This window comes from Microcoleus sp. M2_D5, assembly GCF_036701935.1.
GTDB lineage: Bacteria > Cyanobacteriota > Cyanobacteriia > Cyanobacteriales > Microcoleaceae > Microcoleus.
In genome coordinates, this window is record NZ_JAUBRP010000004.1 from 65,025 (window position 1) to 86,333 (window position 21,309).

Here is a 21,309-nt window from a genome sequence, read left to right on the forward strand (position 1 = left end):
ATGAACGTTCTAGTTAAAATTATTTTGTCTCATGAAGTTTTGGAAAATTCTCAACTTGCTCAGTTTCAGAAAGAAATACAGCGCCTAATTGAAAGCGGTGGCAAAATTATTATGCTGGATTTCTCAAAAATAAAATTCCTGAAAAATTCTGAGTTAATGGCGGTAGTGGCGATCGTAAAATTAGTTAGAGACAGCAAATGTATACTTTTGATCTCTGCCATGAGCGAACAAGTTAGAATTCTATTTGAACTCACGGGACTACAGCAAATATTTCAGTGTTTGCCGTTTGCAGAAGAATTTTATCTCCAAAGCGATCTAACTGAACCGTTAGGAGGTTTGCAAAGCCTAGCTAGCTAGAGGGAGAGGAGGAGAGTGGGGGATAGGAAAAATCTTCCTGGTTTATTCTTTTTTCTTCTGACTAATGACTTCAGCACAAGACAGCCTTTAGATGAGGCTGTTTTAATGTGCAGAATTTTTGCAAATTAATTAGCAAAAAACTTGTCAAAGTCGGGGCAATTGTGGCTAACCTATAAGTATAACTTTGGGTAGATGTGCCGATGAGTTGGTTAGGTAGAGAACTAGAAAACTGCGAGATAGAAGAGTCTGCAACTCTTGATACTAAGGTGACAGTTCAAGGACGGAAAACAGGTTATCCGCGCCCCCAACTGCGCCGGAGCAACTGGATTTGTCTCAACGGTCAGTGGAGGTTTGCTTACGATGACGCGGGTCACTGGGTGCAGCCGATCGATATTTCTGAGTGGACTCACACTATAGAAGTGCCGTTTGCTCCAGAATCGGCAAAAAGCGGGATCGGCGACACGAATTTTCACGCCAACTGCTGGTACGAACGCGAATTTGACGTACCCCACACAGAAGGAAGAGTGCTGCTGCACTTCGGGGCCGTAGACTACCGCGCCCGCGTCTGGGTGAACGGTCAGTTTGTCATCGAACACGAAGGCGGACACACTCCTTTCACCGCAGACATTACAGCAGTTCTTAACCCCATAGGCCCGCAGCGGGTGACAGTCTGGGCCCAGGACGACCCGCAAGATTTGGAGCAACCGCGGGGCAAGCAAGACTGGCAAATAGAGCCCCACAGTATTTGGTATCCGCGCACGACGGGCATTTGGCAGACTGTGTGGGTAGAATTGGTGCCTCACACTTATATCGAGCGCATCCGCTGGACTCCCCAGTTTGAACGCTGGGAAATCGGTTTTGAAGCGTTTGTCGCCGGCGATCGCCAGTCGGGAATCCAAATTAAAGTTAAACTGTCGATCGGCTGTATGCTGCTGGTCAACGACACCTACGAAGTCATCAACGGCGAAATCCACCGCCGCATCGCCCTCTCCGACCCCGGTATCGACGACTACCGCAACGAATTGCTGTGGAGTCCCGAAAAACCGACGCTAATTAACGCTCAAGTGCAGTTGTGGGCCGACGGCAAACTGCTCGACGAGGTTAAATCTTATACCGCCATGCGGACGGTCAGCATCCAGCGCGATCGCTTCATGCTAAACGGCCGCCCCTACTATTTGCGGCTGGTGCTCGACCAAGGTTACTGGCCCGACACCATGATGACTGCCCCTTCCGACGAAGCTTTGCGGCAGGATGTCGAATTAGTCAAAGCAATGGGTTTCAACGGCGTCCGCAAGCACCAAAAAATCGAAGACCCCCGATTTTTGTACTGGGCTGACGTGCTGGGGCTTTTAGTTTGGGAAGAAATGCCCAGCGCCTACCGTTTCACTCCCAAAGCGGTGCAACGGCTGACGCGGGAGTGGACGGAAGTCATCGACCGCGACGCCAGCCACCCCTGTATCGTAGTCTGGGTGCCGTTCAACGAATCCTGGGGAGTTCCGAATTTAGTCGAAGCCGCAGCCCACCGCAACTACGTGCAAGCGCTGTATTTCTTGACAAAAACCCTCGATCCGACTCGTCCCGTCATCGGTAACGACGGCTGGGAAAGCATCGATACCGACATCCTGGCGATTCACGACTACGACAACAACCCGCAAACCCTAGCCAAGCGCTACGGGCCCGAAGTCCAGCTAGCCGATTTGTTCGATCGCGGGCGTCCCGGCGGGCGAGTCCTCACCCTCGACGGCCACCCGCACCAAGGACAGCCGATGATGCTGACAGAATTCGGCGGCATCGCCTGCGCCGGTCGCGAAAACCCAGACTATCTCAGGGTTTGGGGCTACGTGCGCGCGTCCGACACATCTGAATTGCAACACCGTTACAGCGCGCTGCTGAAAGTAGTCAATCGAGTGGAAATGTTCAGCGGATTTTGCTATACACAGTTGACCGATACTTTCCAAGAAGCAAACGGTTTGCTGTATGCCGATCGCACTCCCAAGTTTGCCCTACAGGCGATCGCGGCGGCAACTCTCGGCTGGGATATTCCCGAAGAAAGTTCACAGCCGCAAGCTATTACTCAATGCTAAATAGACTAAAGAATCAAGAGGGTATTTAAGTAAAAGTAGGGTGCGTCGCTGCCACAATCCCAGCTATTTACAAAGATTCCTTTCTTCGACGCACCATAACGCCATAAGTCTGACGTAATTTACGGTTTAGTCTGGTGCGTCGCTACTGAGATTTTTGGTTTGAGTTGAAGTTAGTCCAGGGCGACGCACCCTACGATATTAAAGGATTAAAGTAAAAGTAGGGTGCGTCGCTGCGACAATCTCAGCTATTTACAAAGATTCCTTTCTTCGACGCACCATAACGCCATAAGTCTGACGTAACTTAAGGTTTAGTCTGGTGCGTCGCTACTGAGATTTTTGCTTTGAGTTGAAGCTAGTCGAGGGCGACGCACCCTACGATACGAAAGTCATTACTACGAACCTTAAAACCTCACTGTCAACTGTCAACTATCAACTATTTAACGATGTTTCAAAGTTTTTTCATGGGCGGATTTGAATGTTCCACCCACAAATTGCGATCGGGAAAACGTCTCGACGTAACAGCCGCCACCGAGCACGATAAATTTGCTGCAGCCGACTACCAACGCTTGCAGCAGCAAGGCATTTACACAGTCCGCGAAGGCCTCCGCTGGCACTTAATTGAACAGTCGCCCGGAAAATACGATTTTTCCAGTTCCCTGCCAATCATCCGCGCTGCCCGCGACATGAAAATGCAGGTAATTTGGGATTTGTTTCACTACGGCTGGCCCGACGATATTGATATTTTCAGTCCCGAATTTGTGTCCAGGTTTGCAAGCATGGTGCGCGCTTTTATGGAAGTGCTAACGGAGGAAACAGACCAAACACCTTTCGTGACACCTGTCAATGAAATTTCATTTATTGCTTGGGCCGGCGGCGATGTCGCCTATATCAATCCGTTTGCAAAAGGGCGGGGAGACGAGCTAAAAATCCAGTTAATCAAAGCTTCGATCGCCGCGATAGAATCAGTTTGGGAAGTCAATCCCGGCACCCGCATCGTTCAAATCGACCCCACAATTAACATTATTGCTGACCCTGACAAACCGGAGGATCGGGACGCGGCGGAAGGTTATCGCTTATCTCAATATCAAGCTTGGGATATGTTGGCTGGACGTTTTCGCCCGGAACTCGGCGGTAAGGAAAAATATCTCGATATTATTGGGGTGAATTATTACGATCGCAATCAGTGGATTCACAATGAAGATCCGATGAAATACACAGATCCGCTGTACCGCCCGTTTCGCGAACTGCTGCAAGAAGTGTTTGAGCGCTACGGCCGCCCCTTATTTATAGCAGAAACAGGTACTGAAGACGATTTTAGACCTGTCTGGTTTAATTATGTGTGCACTGAGGTAGCGGCGGCGATAAAAGCAGGAGTTCCGATAGAGGGAATCTGCTTGTATCCGATTGTTAACCATCCGGGTTGGGACGACGACAGGCACTGTTACAATGGTTTGTGGGATTATTGCAATGAATCGGGCGATCGGGAAATTTACCAGCCTTTGGCGGATGAATTGCAGTTTCAAAGACAGCAGATTGAACCGCTGTTGAAGTTGCAGAATTGATGATTGCTATATAATTCTGTAGGGTGCGCTGCGGCGCACCTTATACTAAATCTGCGTTAAAAATTCCCGATGATTTCCTAATATTTTATTCGCTCAACTCAGCATAAAATAGTCAAGCTCATCTACATTGTGAATAATCTTGGAATCAGGAACGCCATAAGCTTCAGCTAATTCGATACTAGCTTGCAATCTCACTTCGAGGTTTAAGTTAGGATCAAAAGCTGCTTCTGCTAAATTACCTAGTCGTTCATAGGTAGCAAGAAGATTAGCAACGGCTGCCTTGTAAGCTCGGTCAATTTTAGCCAGGGACTGTTGATAATATTGTTCCACTTGTCGAGCAAGATGAGTATATTGTCCCAATAACTGCTTGCAAAAACCAGTCACGATTCGACCCGCGATCGCACCAATGACAGCGCCAACAACAGGAATCGGAATCAAAGCTTGTCCGATAGTAGCTCCAGCAGCAACAATGGCTGAATCAGCACAAGCAAATAAACTTAATTCAACGAATTGATCTCCAGTAATTTCCCCTCGATTCAAACTACCGACTAAACTAGCAACTTCCAAGCCGGCACTAACAAAAGCACCAGCTAAGGGTGCAGACATTTGGGTAAAATTGGTTAACCCATAAATAGCTGTTGCCGATATACCACTAAGTGCAGCTCCTTTTGCGGTATCAATTCCAATTTCTTGCCAGTCTTCGGGGGTTAACTCACCCTTAAAAACGTTTTTACCTTGCTTATACTTAGCGTAAAGCTTAGTAGCAAATCGAATACTACCACCAATAACCGCGCCTTTAACAGCAACGTTACCAAAATCAGCCAGAGTAGGTTGAGCCTCGTAGCGTATCCCATCCTTAATTTGTTTGTGTTCTTGCTTTAATTCATGCTCTTTGCGGTCTAGCGTATCGTCAACTTTGCCTATTTGCACATCTTCATAGTTAGACGCTCCAGCTTGAACAGTCTGACTGAAAGGACGACCCGACATCTGCTCTATTTCTTGAGCTTTTTCTTGTATTTTTTGAGCAGTACGACTTGTTATTCCCTCGACTTGTTGCCCTTTCAATATTTTATCAATAATTTCATATTGGTTTTTAGGGATATGGTAATATGACCCATCTCTGCCAAAGTTTTCGTATTTCTTCATGTGGTCGAGAACGTGGTCTAAATTATTGCCAACCCCATTCACAAATTTAGACTGTACTTTAATACCATCAATTAAATAATCTTCCGGTGCTGTTCTACCCACTCCCTCAAAAGTAGCGCGAGTTTCAGAGGAGTTCAAAAGAGATTTTGCATTGCGAATACCAACTTCCACTTGCTCAGCTATTTCACCGTGTTTTGTGCTTGTGTTTCCCAGAATTTTTTCGGGACTACCTACAAAATCACGAACTTTATCAATCTCTCCGACCGCTGCAAAAAACGCTCGGTCTTGTTTACTGAGTTCCGTTGCAAGCTGTTCTGCATGGCGCAGATTTTCCTGGGCTACTATTGCAGCAACGAATTGAGTTGTCAGATGTCTATCTTCTCTGTTTTCCATGTTTAAAAAAATAGCAGCATTACTCCCTAATTGCTAGAGGATAATGCTGCACTCCAAATTATAATTACATTTTCAGGTCTACGGTCTTTTTAATAGACTCGCTCAGGGAAGTAATGGAATTGATTAAAGTCCCCAGCCTTTGTTTGAGAGCTTGGCTAAAATTCAGGTAATTCAAAGGTGCATTCTGCTTGAAGTATTGCAGTTCACTTTGAATCAACTTAGCTAGTTTGACAGTTTCCCCCTCAAGAAGATTGACTTCTTTCTTGGTTATGTTGACTTTAGCTGTGTCACCTTCAATTTCAAGAGCGCGGTTGTTGGCTTCGTCACCAATTTTTTCATTCTCGTTACTTGCCCAAAAAGCACTACCAGCCAAAGCTACACCACCAATCCCCCAGCCAATCGGCCCTGCTAGTGCCAGCAGTGCATTTCCAGCCACCATACCGCCACCACCCACAGTAAGAGCGCCACCTCCTAACCAGGCTAAAGCAGCATTAACGGCGGCTGCACCGGAAAGAGAAGCAATCGCAGTACCTGTTGAGGCTGTTCCAAAAGTTGTAGCAATTGCCATTGCTGCTGCTGGCCCAAAACAGGCAACTCCTGCTCCAGCCATGACTCCTGCACCACCTGCTGCTGCTACATTGCTGTTATGAGCCGCATAAATTAGATCCCAATCTTTGCCAGTAATTTCCTTGAGCTGAAACTTCAGTTTTGTAACGACTTTGCTAAACTCTTTTGGCGAATTGGCCAACGTGTTAATGTAATTTTCGCATAGTTGGATAATCTCAACCCCACGATTGACTCGCGTTTGATAAAGACTTCCAGCGGCATTTTGTAAATACTCACAATCTCTTTGGTACTTTTCTACTGCACGGCGCAGTCTATCTTGTGCCTCTTTTTTGTATTCGTGGTTAAACATTTACGGGTAAATACCTAATTATGAGGAGTTTGTGTTGATAACTCTGTCGAGCAGAAAACTCTACCGCCCAAGCAGTGAGCCTTCCCCCCACTCCAGGTGTAAAATTAATCACGATCCTGCTTTCATTGATACTAATCTAACTACCTTTAACAAAGAAACTAATCAGCATTAGGAATTGTGCTAGACTTTGATTATAAAAAATCCAGAAACCTATCCCCTGCAATGGCATCCTCTAACGATCGCTTCTCCGAAGCTGCCCGCGACTGGGACTTAGAAACTCTTTACACAGACCTAGCATCCGCCAAGGGAAAGCGGCTCACGCCCACAGAGAAACAACATCTACGGGGTCTACTCTGCGGCTACAGTCCCGCCGAAATTGCCGAAAGACTCAGTAAAAACCCCAAGGGAATTGCCGTAGATTTCTGTAATACTTTATACCAATACGTAAAAAATCTTGTAGGTAAAGCTGATGAAAAGGTAGAAAACTGGAGGAAGATTTGTGAATGGCTGGAGGACGCAGGATATAAAACTCAGCCATCTCCCGAACCTGAATCAGGCGATTGTTTATCCGCAAAAATTATAATAAAAAAAGCAAATGTAGTTCTTGATAAAAATCAAATCATAGTTGATATAAACCTGCGAATAGTCGCCTCCTCACCTTCAGAGATTCCCATTATAGAAAAGTTTGATATCAATAGCAATGGTGCAAACTAACGAAAGTGCGATCGAACTGAGATGTTGCACCATTCTCAATTACTTGTTTATGAACAGGCTTTTCGGCCTGTTCCACAAGAAAATTCACTCTTTGTGGAACAGGCCGAAAAGCCTGTTCTTGAGAATGGTGCAAGATGTGCGATCGAACGCATCAACTTAATGTTAGTCCTAATAGCAATAAGGGCGGGCAAGATGCCCACCCCACATACTAGATATCAATTTGATATCACACTTGAATTTTCCATACCCCCAGGGGAATTCGAATCCCCGTCGCATCCGTGAAAGGGATGTGTCCTAGGCCTCTAGACGATGGGGGCGCGTCGTTGCGTTTGCTTGTGTTCCGCACCTTTATTACCTTAACTAATCTTTCCCAATCTGTCAACTACTTTGCGAAACTTTTTTTTCTACTCGTCCCAAAGCACGTCACAGTAGGCTTTGAGGATGGCGGCGCAATTGCCGATCGCCCCGAGATGAGCAATTTCAAAGCCGTGGGTGTTCTGGGTGGGGAAAGCCAAACAAGCGGCGCGGGCTACGTGGCCGAACTTCATGGCGATCGAAGCATCGCTTCCAAAACCGCTAATTACCGCCAACTGCACCTCTACATCGGCTGCTGCGGCTGCTGCGCGCAATTGGGAGTTCAATCCTTCATCGTAGACTCCGTAGCCGTCCTGAACCAGCAAAACCGGGTTTTCGCCGTCACGAATCGGGTATTCCGGCGCCAGAGGGCAAATTTCCAAAGCGATCAGCGCGTCCAACGGCTGGCGCTGGGTGAAATACAAAGCTCCGATCGCCCCAACTTCCTCCTTCGCCGACGCTACCAAATAAACATTCACTGCAGGCTCTTTCAAACATTCCGCCAGAGCCAGCAAAATCGCGACTGAAGCCTTGTTGTCCAGAGTGTAGCTCGCGATCCAATCCTTCAACCGCAGCGGGCGCTTGCGGTGCTTTCCCACCACCATCCGCGTGCCCGGTCGAATTCCGGCCTCGGCTAATTCCTCGGCGGTACACTTAGTTTCGATCCAGGCATTTTCCCACTTTAAAGAAACCTCTTCCTGCTGAGCTTTCTGAGGAGATTCGTGAGAAACATGGCGGGAACCGAAGCTGAGAATGCCGCTAATTGTTTGCTTGTCTCCGAGCAAATCCACCGCGCCTTCGCCGTAAACCCAAGGAAATGCGCCGCCCAATCTGCGGACTTCCACGCGGCCGCTCTCGCCTATTGTTTTAACTAAGGCGCCAATTTCGTCTTTGTGGGCGGTAATGGCGATCGACTTTTCGGGATTGCGACCCTTAATTAGGGCGATCGCATTGTCCGCGCGATCGAGCCAAGCATTCACTCCCAGGGCGGCGAATTTTTCCATCAACCGCTGGTTAATTTCCGATTCCGCACCGCTGGGTGAGTGCAGCATTACTAATTCTTCGATTGTTTGGAACAGGCGATCGAACTCTAACATTTTTGATTTTCGTTTTTATGAGCGAATTTTGACATATATAGTAATCCTAAATGAGTCGTAAATTTTTGACCCCACCCCAGCCCTCCCCAAGGCATCAGGGAGGGAGTAAGAAATTCACAAATGATGCGAGGATTGCTATATTAAAGCAGATTTACTCTCTATTTCCCCGGCGGTACACTTAGTTTTAATTCAGGCATTTTCCCACTTTCAAGAAACATCTTTCTGCTGAGCTTTTTGAGGAGCTTCGTTGGGGTTTCACCTCACCCTCCGACAAGCTGGTGACGCGAGCAGGAGGCGACCAACGGCAGCCGTTACTGGTGGCGGATACATAGCTGGCTAACAAGGGCTATGATCCAGATCGGCGTGTGATTGACCGCCTCAATGCCGAGGGGAAGACCACCGTGATTTCACCTCGCCGCAATTGCAAGACCCTGGAAACTTACGATGCTCAATTGTACAAAGCCCGTCTTTTGATTGAGAACTTTTTCCCCAAGCTGAAGCAGTATCAGGCAATCGCGACGCGCTATCACCCGTCAGGCGGTGAACTTTCCGGCGTGCGATTCTTCTGGCTGCTGCGGTCATCTGGTTGAATTGATGACACCCCCTAAATTAACTTGACAGCGCCGTAAACTAATATGCCTAACCTCTTGAGCACCTTCTTTTCTAATAATTTCATTCCTCACGGGCATTGTTACCTCTGGAAACCGGGGTTAGTCTGGCTGCACATAACGTCAGATGCCTTGACTACCCTCGCTTATTTCTCGGTGGCGTTTGCCATTGTTTACTTTACAAATGAGCGTAAGGATCTGCCTGCCCACACGGTGATGCTGCTAGTGGGTTTCTTTTTTATCTTTGCCTTATGTGGCACGACGCACCTGATGGAAATAGTGACACTTTGGCACCCCATTTATTGGGTTTCAGGACTGATCAAAGCTGTCACTGGTGTTTGGTCTTTCTATACGTTCACCTTTTTACTGATTCCCTTAATTCCAGTGGCACTCGATACGCCCAGTCCAGCTCAACTCGCCCTTACAAACCAGGAACTAGAAGAGAGTCGCCGCCGTATCCAGGCGATTAATGTGGAACTAGAGCAACGGGTGCAGGAACGCACAGCCCAACTGGAAGCTTCTAATCGCACCAAAGACGAATTATTGATGCGCGAACAAATAATTCGGGCAGAGGCAGAGGCCGCCAACCGTGCCAAGGATGAGTTTCTCTCGGTTCTTTCTCATGAACTCAGAACTCCTCTCAACGCAATCTTAGGATGGTCAACGATGTTACGGCAAAAAAACCTGAGTGAGGATAAGGTGGCGCGGGCTTTGGAGACGATCGAGCGAAACGCCAAATCTCAAGCCCAGCTCATCGAAGACATCTTGGATGTTTCTCGCATCATCACAGGTAAACTGCGTCTCCGAGTCCGGCCTGTCAACCTCGTGCCGGTGATTGAATCGGCGATTGAGTCTGTACAGTTGGCGGCTGAGGCCAAGTCTATTCGCCTGCAAAGCGTGCTCGATTCTGAAGCTGGCCCGCTCTTGGGTGATGCCGATAGGTTGCAGCAAGTTGTGTGGAATCTACTTTCTAATGCCCTCAAATTTACCCCTAAAGACGGGCGAGTCCAGATTCGTTTGCAGCGGGTTAATTCCCATGTTGAAATTACTGTCAGCGACACTGGAGCAGGCATCAGCTCGGACTTTCTACCGTTTGTCTTCGATCGCTTCAGCCAGCACGACAGCACTACTACTCGCAGTTATGGGGGGTTGGGTTTAGGGTTAGCCATTGTGCGTCAATTAGTTGAATTACATGGCGGGACTGTAACGGTAGTGAGTCCAGGGATAGGACAGGGGACGACCTTTACAGTCAAACTGCCCGTGATGATTATCCATCTACCACCGAGCGATCCAGAGCCATTAAACTCGATCGTCGAGCCGCATGGGAGGTTTCAGGCCTCGCCCACCCTTGAAGGCTTACAAATCTTAGTGGTAGAGGACGAGGCTGACGCCCTAGAGTTGCTGAGCACGATTCTGGAAAAGTATGGTGCTGATGTCATGGCTGTGGCTTCGGTAAGGGAGGCTTTGAGCATTATCGAAACCGCAACGGATCGCAGCCCCGATGTTTTAGTGAGCGATATTGGGATGCCGGATGAGGATGGCTACTCCCTGATCCGCAAGTTGCGTCAACTTGAAGCGCAGCGGGGCGGTAGGCTACCCGCGATCGCCCTGACGGCTTATGCCCGGAATGACGATCGTCAGCAGGCACTCTTAGCAGGTTTTCAGATGCATTTGACGAAACCCGTAGATGCTGCTGAGTTAGTGGCGGTGGTGGCCAGCCTCACCGGACGTATCAGCAGGTCCTAAAACCCCATCGAATAGAGTCTGCATGAGTGCTAGATTCTCTAGGATGCGAATTTCGTCTTTGCCAGCGGTAAGGGCGATCGACTTTTGGGGATTGCGGTCGGGAATTAGGGCGATCGCATTGTTTGCACGATCGAGCCAACCATTCACTCGCGGGCTGGCGAATTTTTCCCTCAACCGCTAGTTAATTTCCGACTCCCCAGCCCTGGCGAAGCGGAGCCTTACTAACTGTTCAATTGTTGGGAGCAGTCGATCGCACTCTAACATTTTTCAATTCCGTGTTTTGCAGCGCCTTTTGACATATATTAAAGCATATTTACTCTCAATTTACTCTTCTTATGAACAAAAAAATAACTCTCTGTCATGATATCTAGCGCATTCTCAACAAACTCGGAATCAGCCGGATTGGTTGACTAAAACTATCGCCTTCAGGTTTAATTTGCAGAGTTCAACTCGATTTACAAGCGGTGCAAAATGTGAATTATTACTTAGGAATGAGAATTAAATAACTTCCACAAGTGTGTGGGATGGGCGGGACGCCCGTCCTTAAAAGACGGGCGTCCCGCCCATCCCACAATAACAATTAAAATTGTAAGTTATTTAATTCGCACTCCTTAGAGGCCTTTCCATCATCGAACGTTATGTTAAAAAAATGAAAACAAATCTCAATCTCTCCCTATGCTTGTCCATAAACTTCAGCAACTCGTGCAGATCCAAATTAGAGCAAAAAATTTAGGGATTAAATTTAACAGAGTTGCTAACTTTCAATTACCCGAACAATTAATTGTGCAAGGAAAACTGCATCAAGTAAACGTGCCTTCAGAGAAAGGCGTGGACGGAGAATTTATAGAAGTGCTTTTAGACGACTGCTACGGAGTCGAGAAATTATCTGAATCGCTGACGACAATTATTGATATTGGAGCCAATGTCGGCTTATTTCCGATTGCTGCGAAGAACAGATTTCCCCAGGCCGTAATTCACGCCTACGAAGCTAATCCATACCTAGAAAATTATCTCAAACATCAATCTCAAATCGCAAATTTTACATATTATATGGAAGCAGTAGGATGTCGAGATGGTAAAGTAGTCCTCGACATTCGGGAAGTTTCGGCAAAAACCCGATCGACAGTTAGCGAAAGCGGCGAAATAGCAATGATATAATTTCGTAGGGCGATCGAGCGAATTGGTGGTAGCGTCGATTTAGCCAAATTATACTGCGAAGGTGCAGAATGGCTGTTATTTGAAGATTGAGATACTTGGTAACTTGTGCAAAACCTTTCTTGAGCATCCCGAACCTGCAACCCTCAAGGATGTAGCAAATGCTGAAGAAGGAAGTTCGGCAACGGATTCGCTTTCTTCTGATGTAACGGAGCTCAGAAAGAAAGTTGGTTGTGCTGGAGTTGTGGTGATAAGTTACAGCAGAGGGAGATCGGGGTTTGGATCGCGCGCTGACAGTGGCATTTTTTTTGCGGAGTGGCATAACTACTCGGAATGCACAAATAGGGCAATTCGTCAAGCGCTGGTGGGAGAGGGTAAATTAGTGTTAGGTAGAGAAAAATCTGCAGGAAGTATCGAAGTGCCTGTGCCATTCGGCTTGCCAGCAGGATCGGGCTGGTAAAGTTGGATACGATCGCGCCCAAGTCGTTTAGCTTGATACAGCGCTTGGTCGGCTGCGGCAATCAGAATTTCGGCTCCCGATTCAGATCCAGGAACAATACTCGCTACGCCCAGGCTGAGAGTGACGTAGGGGCTCACCTGAGAACCAGCGTGAGGCAGCTCCAAAGCTGCTATTTTGAGCTGTATGTGTTCGGCTACCAACACCGCGCCTTGAATCGCGGTATTGGGCAAAATAACGGCAAATTCTTCGCCTCCGTAGCGAGCTACTAAATCTGCTGGCCGATTGACTGCATCGGCGATCGCCGCGGCGACTTGTCGCAAACATTCGTCTCCGCCTTGATGCCCGTAGGTATCGTTGTAGCTTTTAAAAGAATCAATATCGCAGAGAATCAGGGACAGAGGCGTTTGTTCCCTGGCTTGTCTGTGCCACTCCATTTCTAAATACTGATCGAAACGGCGGCGGTTGGCTAGCTGCGTGAGTTCGTCTAAAGTTGCCAAGCGCTCTAACTTGAGGTTGGCCGCTTGCAACTGCTGGTAGAGTTCTGCTTGCTTGATGGCGATCGCCAACTGGGTGGCCAGAGAAGACAGCAACTCTACTTCCAACTGCATCCACTGCCGGGGACTGCACTGGTGGGCCATCAGGAGCCCCCACAACTCCTCTCCTTGCACTAAAGGCACAACCAAATAAGCTCTCACCGCGAATTGTGCGAGCAAGTCAATTTGATATTGCGGCAAATCCGCGGCCAAGACATCGGCGATCGGTCGGATCGCTCGATGTTGGTAGGCTTCGAGATAGAACTCGTCAAAACAGAACTTTTCCAGGGTTTCCCCCAACATCGGCTTGCAGTTGGCAGCTACAGATTCCACTGTTACCGCCCCCGTCGCCGGGGCGGCGCAGAGACTGCCGGTACAGGGGTTAAACCGGACAATCATCACTCGATCGGCCTGAAGGAACTGACGCACTTCTGTCACTGTCGTGCGAAGCACTTCGCCCAAATCCAGAGACTGGCGGATGTGCTGAGTAATCGTCGCCATGAGCAGTTCTCGTTCGTTCTGCTGCCGCAGCGCCTCTTCTGCCCGCTTGTACTCGGTGATATCTTGAGCGGTGCCGAAAATTTGTTTGGGGCAGCCGTCGGCTGTGCGGGCGAAAACTTGGTCGCGGCAGCGAAACCAGCGCCATTCCCCCGATCGATGTTTGAGCCGATATTCCAACTCCAAAATATGCCCGTCTTGAGTCGAGGGAAATTTTTGCTGGTGGGCTTTGAGCCTCGGCAAATCTTCTGGGTACACCAAACTCGAGTACAAAGCAGTTTGCATCTGTAAAATTTCTTGGGGAGTGTAGCCCAGCAATTTAGAAGCTTGACCGTTGACGTAGACGTTGCGCTGTTGGGTCAAATCGTAGATGTAGAGCAAATAAGGCGCCGCGTCAGCAATTTGCTGGATGAAATGCTGGCTCGATCGCAATTCTTCCTCCACCCGCTGGCGCACTTGCACTTCTTCGACAGCTTGATCCCGCATTGTGCGGTAAGCTTGGATGCGATGGGTGAGGTCGGTCACGTCTTGAATCACCAGCAGCGCGTAGAACGATGGGGCATTGACCCCCGGCCATATTGATGACGAAACTGAGGGTGCAGATTCCCCAGACACAAAAGCACTTCTTGACGATCCGACTCCGACAGTACCGTCTGATTCCAACTCAAGAGTATGGAGAACCCAGTCTCTAATCTCCTGTTCTTCAATGCCAGCCTCTTGGGCCGGCACAGCAGTCACAGTAGTTTGCTGAATTCGCTGCTGGCCGTCTTGCCAACTTGCCGGAATCAGGTGTTTGTGAATTTGAGAAGAAAAAATTGTTGGCGGGCCTCCTGCAAAGATTTGCTTGAAGCGAGTGGCGTACTTTAACTGACTCAGGTGAGGAAAATGGGTTGTGATCTTTGTTCCCAATATTTGGCTGCGGGGAATTTTCGTCCACTCTTCGAGACAAGTGTTCCAAAACAGCACCACAAAATCATCTTGCAGCAAGCAGGCGCCGACTGGTACGCTGTCGAGAACCCCAAACTTTTCCTTAATACTTTTGCTCTCCTCAATCATAGACCCCCGGCAAGTTGATTGATAGCAGTCAACAAGGTGTCAAAGGAATTAACATTGAAAATAAGAATGATATCTCCTTCAATGTGAAGCCTTTCAATCATGAAACTGGTCTGGGCTAATAAAACAACTGTATCAGTAGCTAAACCGCCAGATATCAGCAAACTAGCAATCGTCCCTTCGCTATAAGTGGGAATTGAATAGTTCAGGCGCTGCTGAAGTACGTTGCTGATTGCACCCATGACCCCATTAATTACAATATTTCCCACTTCACTCAGCGTACCAATTTTGACTGAATCGAGATCCTGAGTTCCAACTTCTTCCCCTGTAAGCATTGTCACCAGCAGGGCAGCGCTGTTGGTGGGAAAGACTAGCTGGGCAATCCCTCCAAAGGAGCCTGTGAATTTGAGCTGGACTGCGGCGATTTGCTCGCCGTTGAGGTGCTGCTCTAACTCTTCTGCCACGTCGATGGGAGTCAGAATCTGAAGGTAGGGAATTTGCAAGCGAATCGGGGAGTCGATCATGTCGTTCAAAACCCCTGCGGCTTGACCGATCCCGATGTTGACGAGTTCCTGCAAAGCATCTAGCTGTCGAGAGCTTAATTTCATTGGGTGTTCTCCTCGCTGACACTGAGAGCTTTTTTGATCCACGCGATTAGTTCGTCTGAGTTGGGCATTTTGTGAATGACTGCCAGGGCTCCGAGTTCCATGCACTCGGAGCGGGTGCTTGCTTGGATGTCTGCGGTAATGACGATCACTGGAATTTTATATCCTCGATCGCGCATGGCTTGCAGGACTTCCCTACCTTCCATTTCCGGCATCAGCAAATCTAAGAGCATACAGTTTGGGGTTTTAGTGCCGAGCAGTTCTAGAGCTTCTGGGCCGCTGGATGCTTCCCAAGTCTCGTATCCTTCTGCTCGCAGGATTTTGCAGATTACCCTGCGAGTCAACCACGAATCTTCGACAACGAGAATTGATGTCACTACGTTCTCCTCCTTCTATTGTTTAGGACTGACCGGCGTTGCAGGTACTGCTTTTATCTTGACAGTAATTTAAAGTGCTGAGACGGTGTGCGATCGAGCTTCACTTGCAATTCCTGTTCTTAAAAACTAACGCATTAATGTATTGGATAGTTTAGTATCTTGGACTATGTGAAGAAAAAACCCGGTTTCTGAATGAAACCAGGTTTGCGGGATCTCTATTGCTCCTAACATGGGCGCTCAATTATAGATTACCAAACGCTTCCGGAGGGACTCTACTCGCTGTTTGGCCGTGGTATTGTCTGGATCGCAGGCGAGAGCTTGTTCGTAGATTTCCAAGGCTTGAGCTGTTAATTTTTTGCGCTCGTAGGCGTGACCCAGATTATTGAGAGATGTAACGTATTCTGGCTGCAACTTCAGGGCTTCTTTGTAGTGGCGGATGGCGATGTCGTACTGTTCTTGACCAAAGTGTGCAAAACCGAGGGCGTTGTAAATAACAGCTTGATTTTCTTCGCCTTCTAAGTCTTTGGCTTTCAGGGCTTTTTGAAACAGTACGATCGCCTGGGAGTAAAGCTTCTTATCTAGATAAATACTTCCTAATTCGTAGTATTCCTGCGCTGTTCCTTTTTCTACGGTCAGCTTATTTTCTAAGCGTTCCAGAGACATTTCCAGCTTCCGAGTTTTGAGAATCTGGCGCACCACAAACCAGGAAGTGCTGCCGAGTATAGCGAGCAGGACTGACAAGTAAATAATGAGCAAATTACTATCCATGTTTTTCTTAAAATTAGGTAGGTCTGTGGAAGGTTTTATTTATTTTAAGGCAGTAGAAATCTCTGATATCTGCCTCTGCAACTGTATAAAAAACAACGAAATAGCGATCGACTTGCCCGATCGCGATTTCTGAAAAAGCAAGAGTCCAGAAGTAAGAACAAAGAAGGAAAGTTTGTCTCAACCCCCTAAATTTATCAGGAGTTTTCCTTCTCTGGCAGACCGTTAAATCTTTCTTACTTCTGCTTTCTTCCTTCTGAAAATCAAGCTAACTTTCAGCCTCCGGCTCGATTAGCCATTTCCACGACTTTACCGAATGTTGCCGGGTCAACGATCGCCATTTGTGCCAGCATTTTGCGGTTGATTTCGATGTTGGCTTTTTTCATGTTGCCGATCAGTCTGCTGTAGCTCGTGCCGTGCTGGCGCGATGCGGCATTGATCCGAGCAATCCACAGGCGGCGGAAATCGCGTTTGCGTTTTTTGCGATCGCGATAACCGTTACGCAGGGCCTGCATCACCCGTTGGTTAGCTGTGCGGAACTGTTTCGACTGTGCGCCTCGGAAACCCTTGGCTAATTTGAGAATTTTTTTGCGGCGCGCTCTGGCGACATTACCGCGTTTTACCCGTGTCATCTTTAATTTCCGTTAAACTTTACAAGTATGGAAGCATTAACCGCACGTTAGCGTCGTTGGTCTCGTCGATGACGACCAGCTTAGAGAGACGGCTTTTGCGAGCTGAACTTTTGTGCTGTAGCAAGTGGCTTTTGTAAGCTTTGCGGCGCACAATTTTACCGCTGCCGGTCGCTCTAAAGCGCTTTGCGGCTGCTTTGCGAGTTTTGAGTTTTGGCATGGACTGGTGTTATTTGGACACAAGCTTCAACAGTATCACATTTGTGGTACTTTCTGCAAGGGAGATTTGCGGGTTGGGGGCGGCACTGTATTTACGGCGATATACAGGAGGGGCGATCGGCTAATCTTGTGGTTGTTTGCTGCATTTAACACCTAGTATAGAATGTTATACCGCAGTTGCGGTATCATTAAGAGTTATCAGCAGCGTTAATATTTGAAAGCTGTTGGTGAGGCACGATAATTAAATTGAAGATGCAACATTAATTATTGATGCTGGCGCTTACAGAGTCTCTTAAAAAATCCATTGAAAAAATCCTTTGATCGGTAATGAAAATTTCAAAGGAAATTCCTTTGGTAGTTATATCATAAAGGTAGTGACGAAATCAATAATTGCTTCATTGAAATTACTAGAAATCTCTAGCCTAAAAGCCTCAGCAGGGTAGGAGTCTTGGACTAAAGTTCCTTGGATAGCAATATTTCGCAAGCTTGTAACTGAGAGTGTCCAGTCGGAGTTTTACTGTGTTTTTTTACTGTGTTTATTTCGCACCGAATTCTCTAGCGTTTATCCTTATCTCAATCAAAAAATAGCACATAAAAGAAATAAGTTAGGACTTGGGAAGTCGAGGGATATGGTAAGGGATTAAGCATAATTATTTAAATATAAGCTTGGTTCTGACAATGTCAGGCAATTTTCAGAACCTCTCTATCTTCAGCTTGATTCAAGTCCAAAGGCAACTACATTTAGATTGTTCTGTAAGTTTTTGACCAATGGACTGCCTTTGTTGAAAGGGTTATTCGAGCAACTGATTATACCACCATTGTGGACACTGGCGTTTTTGATCGGAAACCACTATCCCAATGGGGGATAAAGAGAATCACCTTACTAGGGGATGCCACTCGCCCGATGCGACCATCTTTATGATTAGGGGTTACTATGGCATTTGAGCAAGACTTAAGTGTCAAATAATTTGCTAAACTTATCCATAGTTAATCGCCGAGAGAAAGTTCTATGTGGAAAGTGGCAGAATTCGCAAAATTAGTGGGAGTCTCAAGCTCTACGTTACGGCGCTGGGAAAAGGAAGGCAAGTTAATCCCTGAGAGGACACTGGGTAAACAGCGTGTTTATTCAGAAAGTCACCTAAATATAGTCAGGAACCTCAAAACCGGTAAAACGCCACCCCATCGGGCGATCGTATATTGTCGCGTCTCGTCCCCTGGACAAAAACAAGACTTACTTCGTCAGACACAAGCTATGGAACAATTCTGCTTGGCGCAAGGAGTTGCTATCACAGACTCCATTCAGGAGATTGGGGGTGGACTTAATTTCAAACGTCCCAAATTTCTGCAAATCTTACAATGGGCGATGCTGGGCGATGTTAGGGTGTTGTACGTGGCCCATAAAGATCGCCTGTGCCGATTTGGTTTTGAACTTGTCGAGCAAATTCTAGAGTGGAATGGCGGGACAATTATCGTCGCCAACGCCGAAAGCCTTTCACCGCATGAAGAATTGACTCAAGACTTGCTTTCGATAATCCACTGTTTTTCTTCCCGCCTCTACGGACTGCGGAAATACAAAGCTAAAGTTAAGAATATTGTAGAGGGTATAGATCCTTGTTCGGATTCCTCTATAGTGAATCAAGTAAGCAGCTCCAAGTAAGTTTAACTATATTTGGCGTCAAACTATCGCTAAAATTGAATTACAATGAAGCGACCTTGGTGGCAAAACACCTAGGATTTTGGCACGTAGTATTTAATTGTGGATTAAGCCGGAGAACCCAAATGTATAGCAATGGGAAGCTTTCCGACTCCAAGATACTCAACGAAGTCAAAAAAAATCTCACCAACCACGTCAAGAAACAGCCTAAATTCGTTTGGATGAACCAGTTGTATAGTCGAGTTTATCAAAATGCTTTGATTGACTTGAAAGATGCGTTTAGTCAATATCGTTCTGGGAAAGCAGGTTATCCAAAATTCGCTAAGCTGTGGAGCATTTAAACCATTAACTAGCCAGGTAAGGTGCGCCATTCGCGAACACTTACTATACATGGGAAACGCTTATTGACGCTGGGCCCCCTACTATCCTCCTTTAAAGGTCGAACAGCTTAGCCTCCGGGGAGGTATTTAAGTTGGATATAGTAGTGAACTCTCAATACAAACCTTTCGGGATTTTCGGGATTGGGAATTAGACGCGGATTTTTGCAATCTACTAGCAAATCGAAAGTGTCTAACACAGTGTGACCGATGATTGCGATATCGCCTAAAACCATTACCGCATCAATCGTTTCGCGCCCTTCCATTTCAATGATAATCGGTCTAGTAAAACCCACTGTTTCTTGTCGGCCATCAGCATATTTTGCTATTTCCTGACTACCCATTTCAAAGGTGGTAGCCGCGACGTGATTTATCCGTGGAATCAATCCAAAATCGAAAATCGAAAATCCTCAATAAAGAGCATTTATCTGTGGGGTCGCCTCTAAAATCTAAAATCTAAAATCTAAAATCTAAAATCGATTGACTCCTAATTCTTAAACCCAGGTGTTCGCAGACTTCTACAGGAATAGCTGTGCGTAGCGTACCAGTATCTATGAGTGCTTCTGCTTCGTACACACGCAACAGATTTGGATTGAGCAATCCTCTCTTGACTAACTCTGCATCAATGGCATTCGTTAGCTTGACTTTGACTCGAACTGCACCCATATTTTTGCGGGCTTGAGTTTGAGCGCGATCGAGATTTATCATATCGCCTCTTTTCGTCTAGAAAGTCTACCTTTGATTATAGCCCTAATTGATGGTTGTAAGGTTCGCAATGCACACCCTACAAGTAGAGTTTGTAGGTAAGTCTTACAGCGTATTCCAGGTTGAGGAAGTGCAGTAGGGACAAAGGCTTTCGCCGTGTCCCTACGGGGATCTATCGCACTTGTGGGGAGTCGGGATTGGGCATCCGGCCCGCCCTAAACATACAAGTTAAATGCACAAAAGCTTACTCATCTTCTGCATAGATAAACCGATACAATTCGCTAGGATCAGGTTCGGCGCTTTTCTCAGCAAAATCCACTGCATCGTCAATTACTGCTTGAATCTTACGATCGATCTCTTTCAATTCTTCAGCCGTTGCCAAAGTTCGATCGATCAACTCAGCAGCCAACTTCTTAATCGGATCGCGGGGGAACCAATATTCCTTCTCTTCCTTAGAACGCAACTCATCAGGATCGGCCAAAGAATGGCCGCGAAAGCGATAAGTCAAAGCCTCAATCAAAGTCGGCCCCTCGCCCGCCCGCGCCCGCGCTACAGCTTCTTTCGCCACTTCCCGCACCGCCAAAACATCCATCCCGTCAACCTCAAAACCAGCCATGCCAAAAGCATGAGCCTTTTTGTAAATCAGCGGATCGGAAGTAGCTCGCTCGTGGGCCATCCCGATCGCCCATTTGTTGTTTTCCACAACATAAATAATCGGCAACTTCCACAAAGCCGCCATATTCAAACACTCAAAAAACTGCCCGTTATTTGCAGCGCCATCCCCAAAAAAACAAGCAGTCACCCCATCGGAACTCTCATCCCCCAAAGCTTCGCGGCGGTACTTCGATTGAAAAGCCGCCCCCGTAGCTACAGGAATCCCCTCAGCCACAAAAGCATAACCTCCCAACAGCCGGTGTTCGGCCGAAAACATGTGCATCGAACCGCCGCGGCCCTTCGAGCAACCAGTTTCCTTCCCGAACAACTCCGCCATTACCTCCCGCGCCGGAACGCCCGCGCTCAAAGCGTGAACGTGATCGCGGTAGGTGCTGCTGACGTAATCGGTGTCATCCCGGCGCATCGATCGAATCACGCCAGTAGAGACAGCTTCCTGACCGTTGTACAAGTGGACAAAACCAAACATTTTGCCCCGGTAGTACATCTCAGCACACTTGTCCTCAAAATAGCGCCCCAAGACCATATCCTCGTAGAGCATCAAGCCCTCATCCCGAGAAATGGTTACGCTTTGCGCGTCAAAAACTGGTAAAGTCCGTTCCTGAACCATAAATAATTAATACCCGACGA

23 protein-coding genes, 1 tRNA gene and 1 pseudogene are annotated in these 21,309 nt (G+C 47.4%); 12 read left to right on the forward strand and 13 right to left on the reverse strand.

Features of this window, described 5'->3' with window-relative positions; genetic code table 11:
- The 3 genes from QUA50_RS02600 (at window position 1) to QUA50_RS02610 (ending at window position 4,003) form a co-directional block, all read left to right on the forward strand.
- A complete protein-coding gene (locus QUA50_RS02600; RefSeq protein WP_333259263.1) occupies window positions 1-357 on the forward strand; it encodes an STAS domain-containing protein in 357 nt (118 codons plus the stop codon).
- 200 nt (window positions 358-557) lie between these two features.
- A complete protein-coding gene (locus QUA50_RS02605; RefSeq protein ID WP_333259260.1) occupies window positions 558-2,441 on the forward strand; it encodes a glycoside hydrolase family 2 TIM barrel-domain containing protein in 1,884 nt (627 codons plus the stop codon).
- Between the two features lie 443 nt (window positions 2,442-2,884).
- Entirely contained in the window at window positions 2,885-4,003 is a 1,119-nt protein-coding gene (locus QUA50_RS02610) for a beta-glucosidase (protein WP_333259258.1), read from the forward strand.
- Window positions 4,004-4,096: 93 nt separating this feature from the next.
- Here the strand turns inward: QUA50_RS02610 and QUA50_RS02615 are convergent, their stop codons facing one another.
- Entirely contained in the window at window positions 4,097-5,542 is a 1,446-nt protein-coding gene (locus QUA50_RS02615) for a hypothetical protein (protein WP_333259255.1), read from the reverse strand.
- Between the two features lie 64 nt (window positions 5,543-5,606).
- A complete protein-coding gene (locus QUA50_RS02620; protein WP_333211209.1) occupies window positions 5,607-6,458 on the reverse strand; it encodes a hypothetical protein in 852 nt (283 codons plus the stop codon).
- A 222-nt stretch (window positions 6,459-6,680) separates the two neighbouring features.
- On the opposite strand from QUA50_RS02620, the gene QUA50_RS02625 reads away from it, so the two are divergent.
- Both QUA50_RS02625 and QUA50_RS02630 read left to right on the forward strand, forming a co-directional pair.
- On the forward strand, window positions 6,681-7,172 hold the full coding sequence (locus QUA50_RS02625) for a helix-turn-helix domain-containing protein (protein WP_333259253.1): 492 nt from the start codon (window positions 6,681-6,683) through the stop codon (window positions 7,170-7,172).
- On the forward strand, window positions 7,159-7,332 hold the full coding sequence (locus QUA50_RS02630; protein WP_333259250.1) for a hypothetical protein: 174 nt from the start codon (window positions 7,159-7,161) through the stop codon (window positions 7,330-7,332). The genes QUA50_RS02625 and QUA50_RS02630 overlap by 14 nt, the downstream gene beginning before the upstream one ends.
- Before the next feature lie 84 nt (window positions 7,333-7,416).
- Here the strand turns inward: QUA50_RS02630 and QUA50_RS02635 are convergent.
- Window positions 7,417-7,489: transfer RNA gene (locus QUA50_RS02635), tRNA-Glu, on the reverse strand.
- Between the two features lie 87 nt (window positions 7,490-7,576).
- Window positions 7,577-8,623 (reverse strand): M42 family peptidase, encoded by a 1,047-nt coding sequence (locus QUA50_RS02640; protein ID WP_333259247.1) that lies wholly within the window; start codon window positions 8,621-8,623, stop codon window positions 7,577-7,579.
- A 365-nt stretch (window positions 8,624-8,988) separates the two neighbouring features.
- Here QUA50_RS02640 and QUA50_RS02645 point away from each other — a divergent pair, with 365 nt between their 5' ends.
- The 4 genes from QUA50_RS02645 (at window position 8,989) to QUA50_RS02660 (ending at window position 12,135) form a co-directional block, all read left to right on the forward strand.
- Window positions 8,989-9,213, forward strand: coding sequence for a hypothetical protein (locus tag QUA50_RS02645; RefSeq protein ID WP_333259244.1), 225 nt, complete (start codon window positions 8,989-8,991; stop codon window positions 9,211-9,213).
- A gap of 45 nt (window positions 9,214-9,258) precedes the next feature.
- Entirely contained in the window at window positions 9,259-10,977 is a 1,719-nt protein-coding gene (locus QUA50_RS02650) for an ATP-binding protein (RefSeq protein WP_333259241.1), read from the forward strand.
- A gap of 43 nt (window positions 10,978-11,020) precedes the next feature.
- Entirely contained in the window at window positions 11,021-11,158 is a 138-nt protein-coding gene (locus QUA50_RS02655; protein ID WP_333259237.1) for a hypothetical protein, read from the forward strand.
- A gap of 494 nt (window positions 11,159-11,652) precedes the next feature.
- Entirely contained in the window at window positions 11,653-12,135 is a 483-nt protein-coding gene (locus QUA50_RS02660; RefSeq protein ID WP_333259234.1) for a hypothetical protein, read from the forward strand.
- A gap of 351 nt (window positions 12,136-12,486) precedes the next feature.
- Here the strand turns inward: QUA50_RS02660 and QUA50_RS02665 are convergent, their stop codons facing one another.
- The 6 genes from QUA50_RS02665 to rpmI all read right to left on the reverse strand — a co-directional run bounded on the left by QUA50_RS02665 (window position 12,487) and on the right by rpmI (window position 17,272).
- Window positions 12,487-14,679: a diguanylate cyclase domain-containing protein gene (locus QUA50_RS02665; RefSeq protein WP_333259231.1), complete on the reverse strand. Its 2,193-nt coding sequence runs from the start codon at window positions 14,677-14,679 to the stop codon at window positions 12,487-12,489.
- On the reverse strand, window positions 14,676-15,284 hold the full coding sequence (locus QUA50_RS02670; protein ID WP_333259229.1) for a chemotaxis protein CheC: 609 nt from the start codon (window positions 15,282-15,284) through the stop codon (window positions 14,676-14,678). The genes QUA50_RS02665 and QUA50_RS02670 overlap by 4 nt, the downstream gene beginning before the upstream one ends.
- On the reverse strand, window positions 15,281-15,658 hold the full coding sequence (locus QUA50_RS02675) for a response regulator (protein ID WP_333259226.1): 378 nt from the start codon (window positions 15,656-15,658) through the stop codon (window positions 15,281-15,283). Before QUA50_RS02675 ends, QUA50_RS02670 begins: the two co-directional genes overlap by 4 nt.
- A 237-nt stretch (window positions 15,659-15,895) precedes the next feature.
- Window positions 15,896-16,426 carry a tetratricopeptide repeat protein gene (locus tag QUA50_RS02680; RefSeq protein ID WP_333259223.1) on the reverse strand — a complete coding sequence of 177 codons (531 nt, stop codon included), beginning with the start codon at window positions 16,424-16,426 and terminating at the stop codon, window positions 15,896-15,898.
- Window positions 16,427-16,698: 272 nt separating this feature from the next.
- Window positions 16,699-17,055 carry a 50S ribosomal protein L20 gene (rplT, locus tag QUA50_RS02685; protein ID WP_333053713.1) on the reverse strand — a complete coding sequence of 119 codons (357 nt, stop codon included), beginning with the start codon at window positions 17,053-17,055 and terminating at the stop codon, window positions 16,699-16,701.
- A gap of 19 nt (window positions 17,056-17,074) precedes the next feature.
- A complete protein-coding gene (rpmI, locus tag QUA50_RS02690; RefSeq protein WP_006634164.1) occupies window positions 17,075-17,272 on the reverse strand; it encodes a 50S ribosomal protein L35 in 198 nt (65 codons plus the stop codon).
- Window positions 17,273-17,732: 460 nt separating this feature from the next.
- Here rpmI and QUA50_RS29190 point away from each other — a divergent pair.
- From QUA50_RS29190 to QUA50_RS02700, 3 genes and pseudogenes are all read left to right on the forward strand, one after another.
- Window positions 17,733-17,915, forward strand: a pseudogene (locus tag QUA50_RS29190) (MrcB family domain-containing protein); the annotation flags it as partial.
- Between the two features lie 365 nt (window positions 17,916-18,280).
- Window positions 18,281-18,928 carry an IS607 family transposase gene (locus tag QUA50_RS02695; protein ID WP_333259219.1) on the forward strand — a complete coding sequence of 216 codons (648 nt, stop codon included), beginning with the start codon at window positions 18,281-18,283 and terminating at the stop codon, window positions 18,926-18,928.
- 35 nt (window positions 18,929-18,963) lie between these two features.
- On the forward strand, window positions 18,964-19,266 hold the full coding sequence (locus QUA50_RS02700) for a hypothetical protein (protein ID WP_333299425.1): 303 nt from the start codon (window positions 18,964-18,966) through the stop codon (window positions 19,264-19,266).
- Window positions 19,267-19,373: 107 nt separating this feature from the next.
- Here the strand turns inward: QUA50_RS02700 and QUA50_RS02705 are convergent, their stop codons facing one another.
- The 3 genes from QUA50_RS02705 to pdhA form a co-directional block, all read right to left on the reverse strand.
- Window positions 19,374-19,688, reverse strand: a complete 315-nt coding sequence (locus tag QUA50_RS02705; protein ID WP_333259213.1) for a hypothetical protein — start codon at window positions 19,686-19,688, stop codon at window positions 19,374-19,376.
- 70 nt (window positions 19,689-19,758) lie between these two features.
- On the reverse strand, window positions 19,759-20,010 hold the full coding sequence (locus tag QUA50_RS02710) for a hypothetical protein (protein ID WP_333259210.1): 252 nt from the start codon (window positions 20,008-20,010) through the stop codon (window positions 19,759-19,761).
- A 241-nt stretch (window positions 20,011-20,251) separates the two neighbouring features.
- On the reverse strand, window positions 20,252-21,289 hold the full coding sequence (pdhA, locus tag QUA50_RS02715) for a pyruvate dehydrogenase (acetyl-transferring) E1 component subunit alpha (RefSeq protein WP_333053708.1): 1,038 nt from the start codon (window positions 21,287-21,289) through the stop codon (window positions 20,252-20,254).
- Window positions 21,290-21,309: the final 20 nt, after the last annotated feature.

Coding starts and splice junctions, on each gene's coding strand:
- QUA50_RS02600 (WP_333259263.1), top strand. CDS start 1: ATGAACGTTCTAGTTAAAATTATTTTGTCTCATGAAGTTTTGGAAAAT.
- QUA50_RS02615 (WP_333259255.1), bottom strand. CDS start 5,542: ATGGAAAACAGAGAAGATAGACATCTGACAACTCAATTCGTTGCTGCA.
- QUA50_RS02660 (WP_333259234.1), top strand. CDS start 11,653: ATGCTTGTCCATAAACTTCAGCAACTCGTGCAGATCCAAATTAGAGCA.
- pdhA (WP_333053708.1), bottom strand. CDS start 21,289: ATGGTTCAGGAACGGACTTTACCAGTTTTTGACGCGCAAAGCGTAACC.
- QUA50_RS02695 (WP_333259219.1), top strand. CDS start 18,281: ATGTGGAAAGTGGCAGAATTCGCAAAATTAGTGGGAGTCTCAAGCTCT.
- QUA50_RS02670 (WP_333259229.1), bottom strand. CDS start 15,284: ATGAAATTAAGCTCTCGACAGCTAGATGCTTTGCAGGAACTCGTCAAC.
- QUA50_RS02620 (WP_333211209.1), bottom strand. CDS start 6,458: ATGTTTAACCACGAATACAAAAAAGAGGCACAAGATAGACTGCGCCGT.
- QUA50_RS02640 (WP_333259247.1), bottom strand. CDS start 8,623: ATGTTAGAGTTCGATCGCCTGTTCCAAACAATCGAAGAATTAGTAATG.
- QUA50_RS02630 (WP_333259250.1), top strand. CDS start 7,159: ATGGTGCAAACTAACGAAAGTGCGATCGAACTGAGATGTTGCACCATT.
- QUA50_RS02605 (WP_333259260.1), top strand. CDS start 558: ATGAGTTGGTTAGGTAGAGAACTAGAAAACTGCGAGATAGAAGAGTCT.
- rplT (WP_333053713.1), bottom strand. CDS start 17,055: ATGACACGGGTAAAACGCGGTAATGTCGCCAGAGCGCGCCGCAAAAAA.
- QUA50_RS02710 (WP_333259210.1), bottom strand. CDS start 20,010: ATGATAAATCTCGATCGCGCTCAAACTCAAGCCCGCAAAAATATGGGT.
- QUA50_RS02625 (WP_333259253.1), top strand. CDS start 6,681: ATGGCATCCTCTAACGATCGCTTCTCCGAAGCTGCCCGCGACTGGGAC.
- QUA50_RS02610 (WP_333259258.1), top strand. CDS start 2,885: ATGTTTCAAAGTTTTTTCATGGGCGGATTTGAATGTTCCACCCACAAA.
- QUA50_RS02665 (WP_333259231.1), bottom strand. CDS start 14,679: ATGATTGAGGAGAGCAAAAGTATTAAGGAAAAGTTTGGGGTTCTCGAC.
- rpmI (WP_006634164.1), bottom strand. CDS start 17,272: ATGCCAAAACTCAAAACTCGCAAAGCAGCCGCAAAGCGCTTTAGAGCG.
- QUA50_RS02680 (WP_333259223.1), bottom strand. CDS start 16,426: ATGGATAGTAATTTGCTCATTATTTACTTGTCAGTCCTGCTCGCTATA.
- QUA50_RS02650 (WP_333259241.1), top strand. CDS start 9,259: ATGCCTAACCTCTTGAGCACCTTCTTTTCTAATAATTTCATTCCTCAC.
- QUA50_RS02655 (WP_333259237.1), top strand. CDS start 11,021: ATGCGAATTTCGTCTTTGCCAGCGGTAAGGGCGATCGACTTTTGGGGA.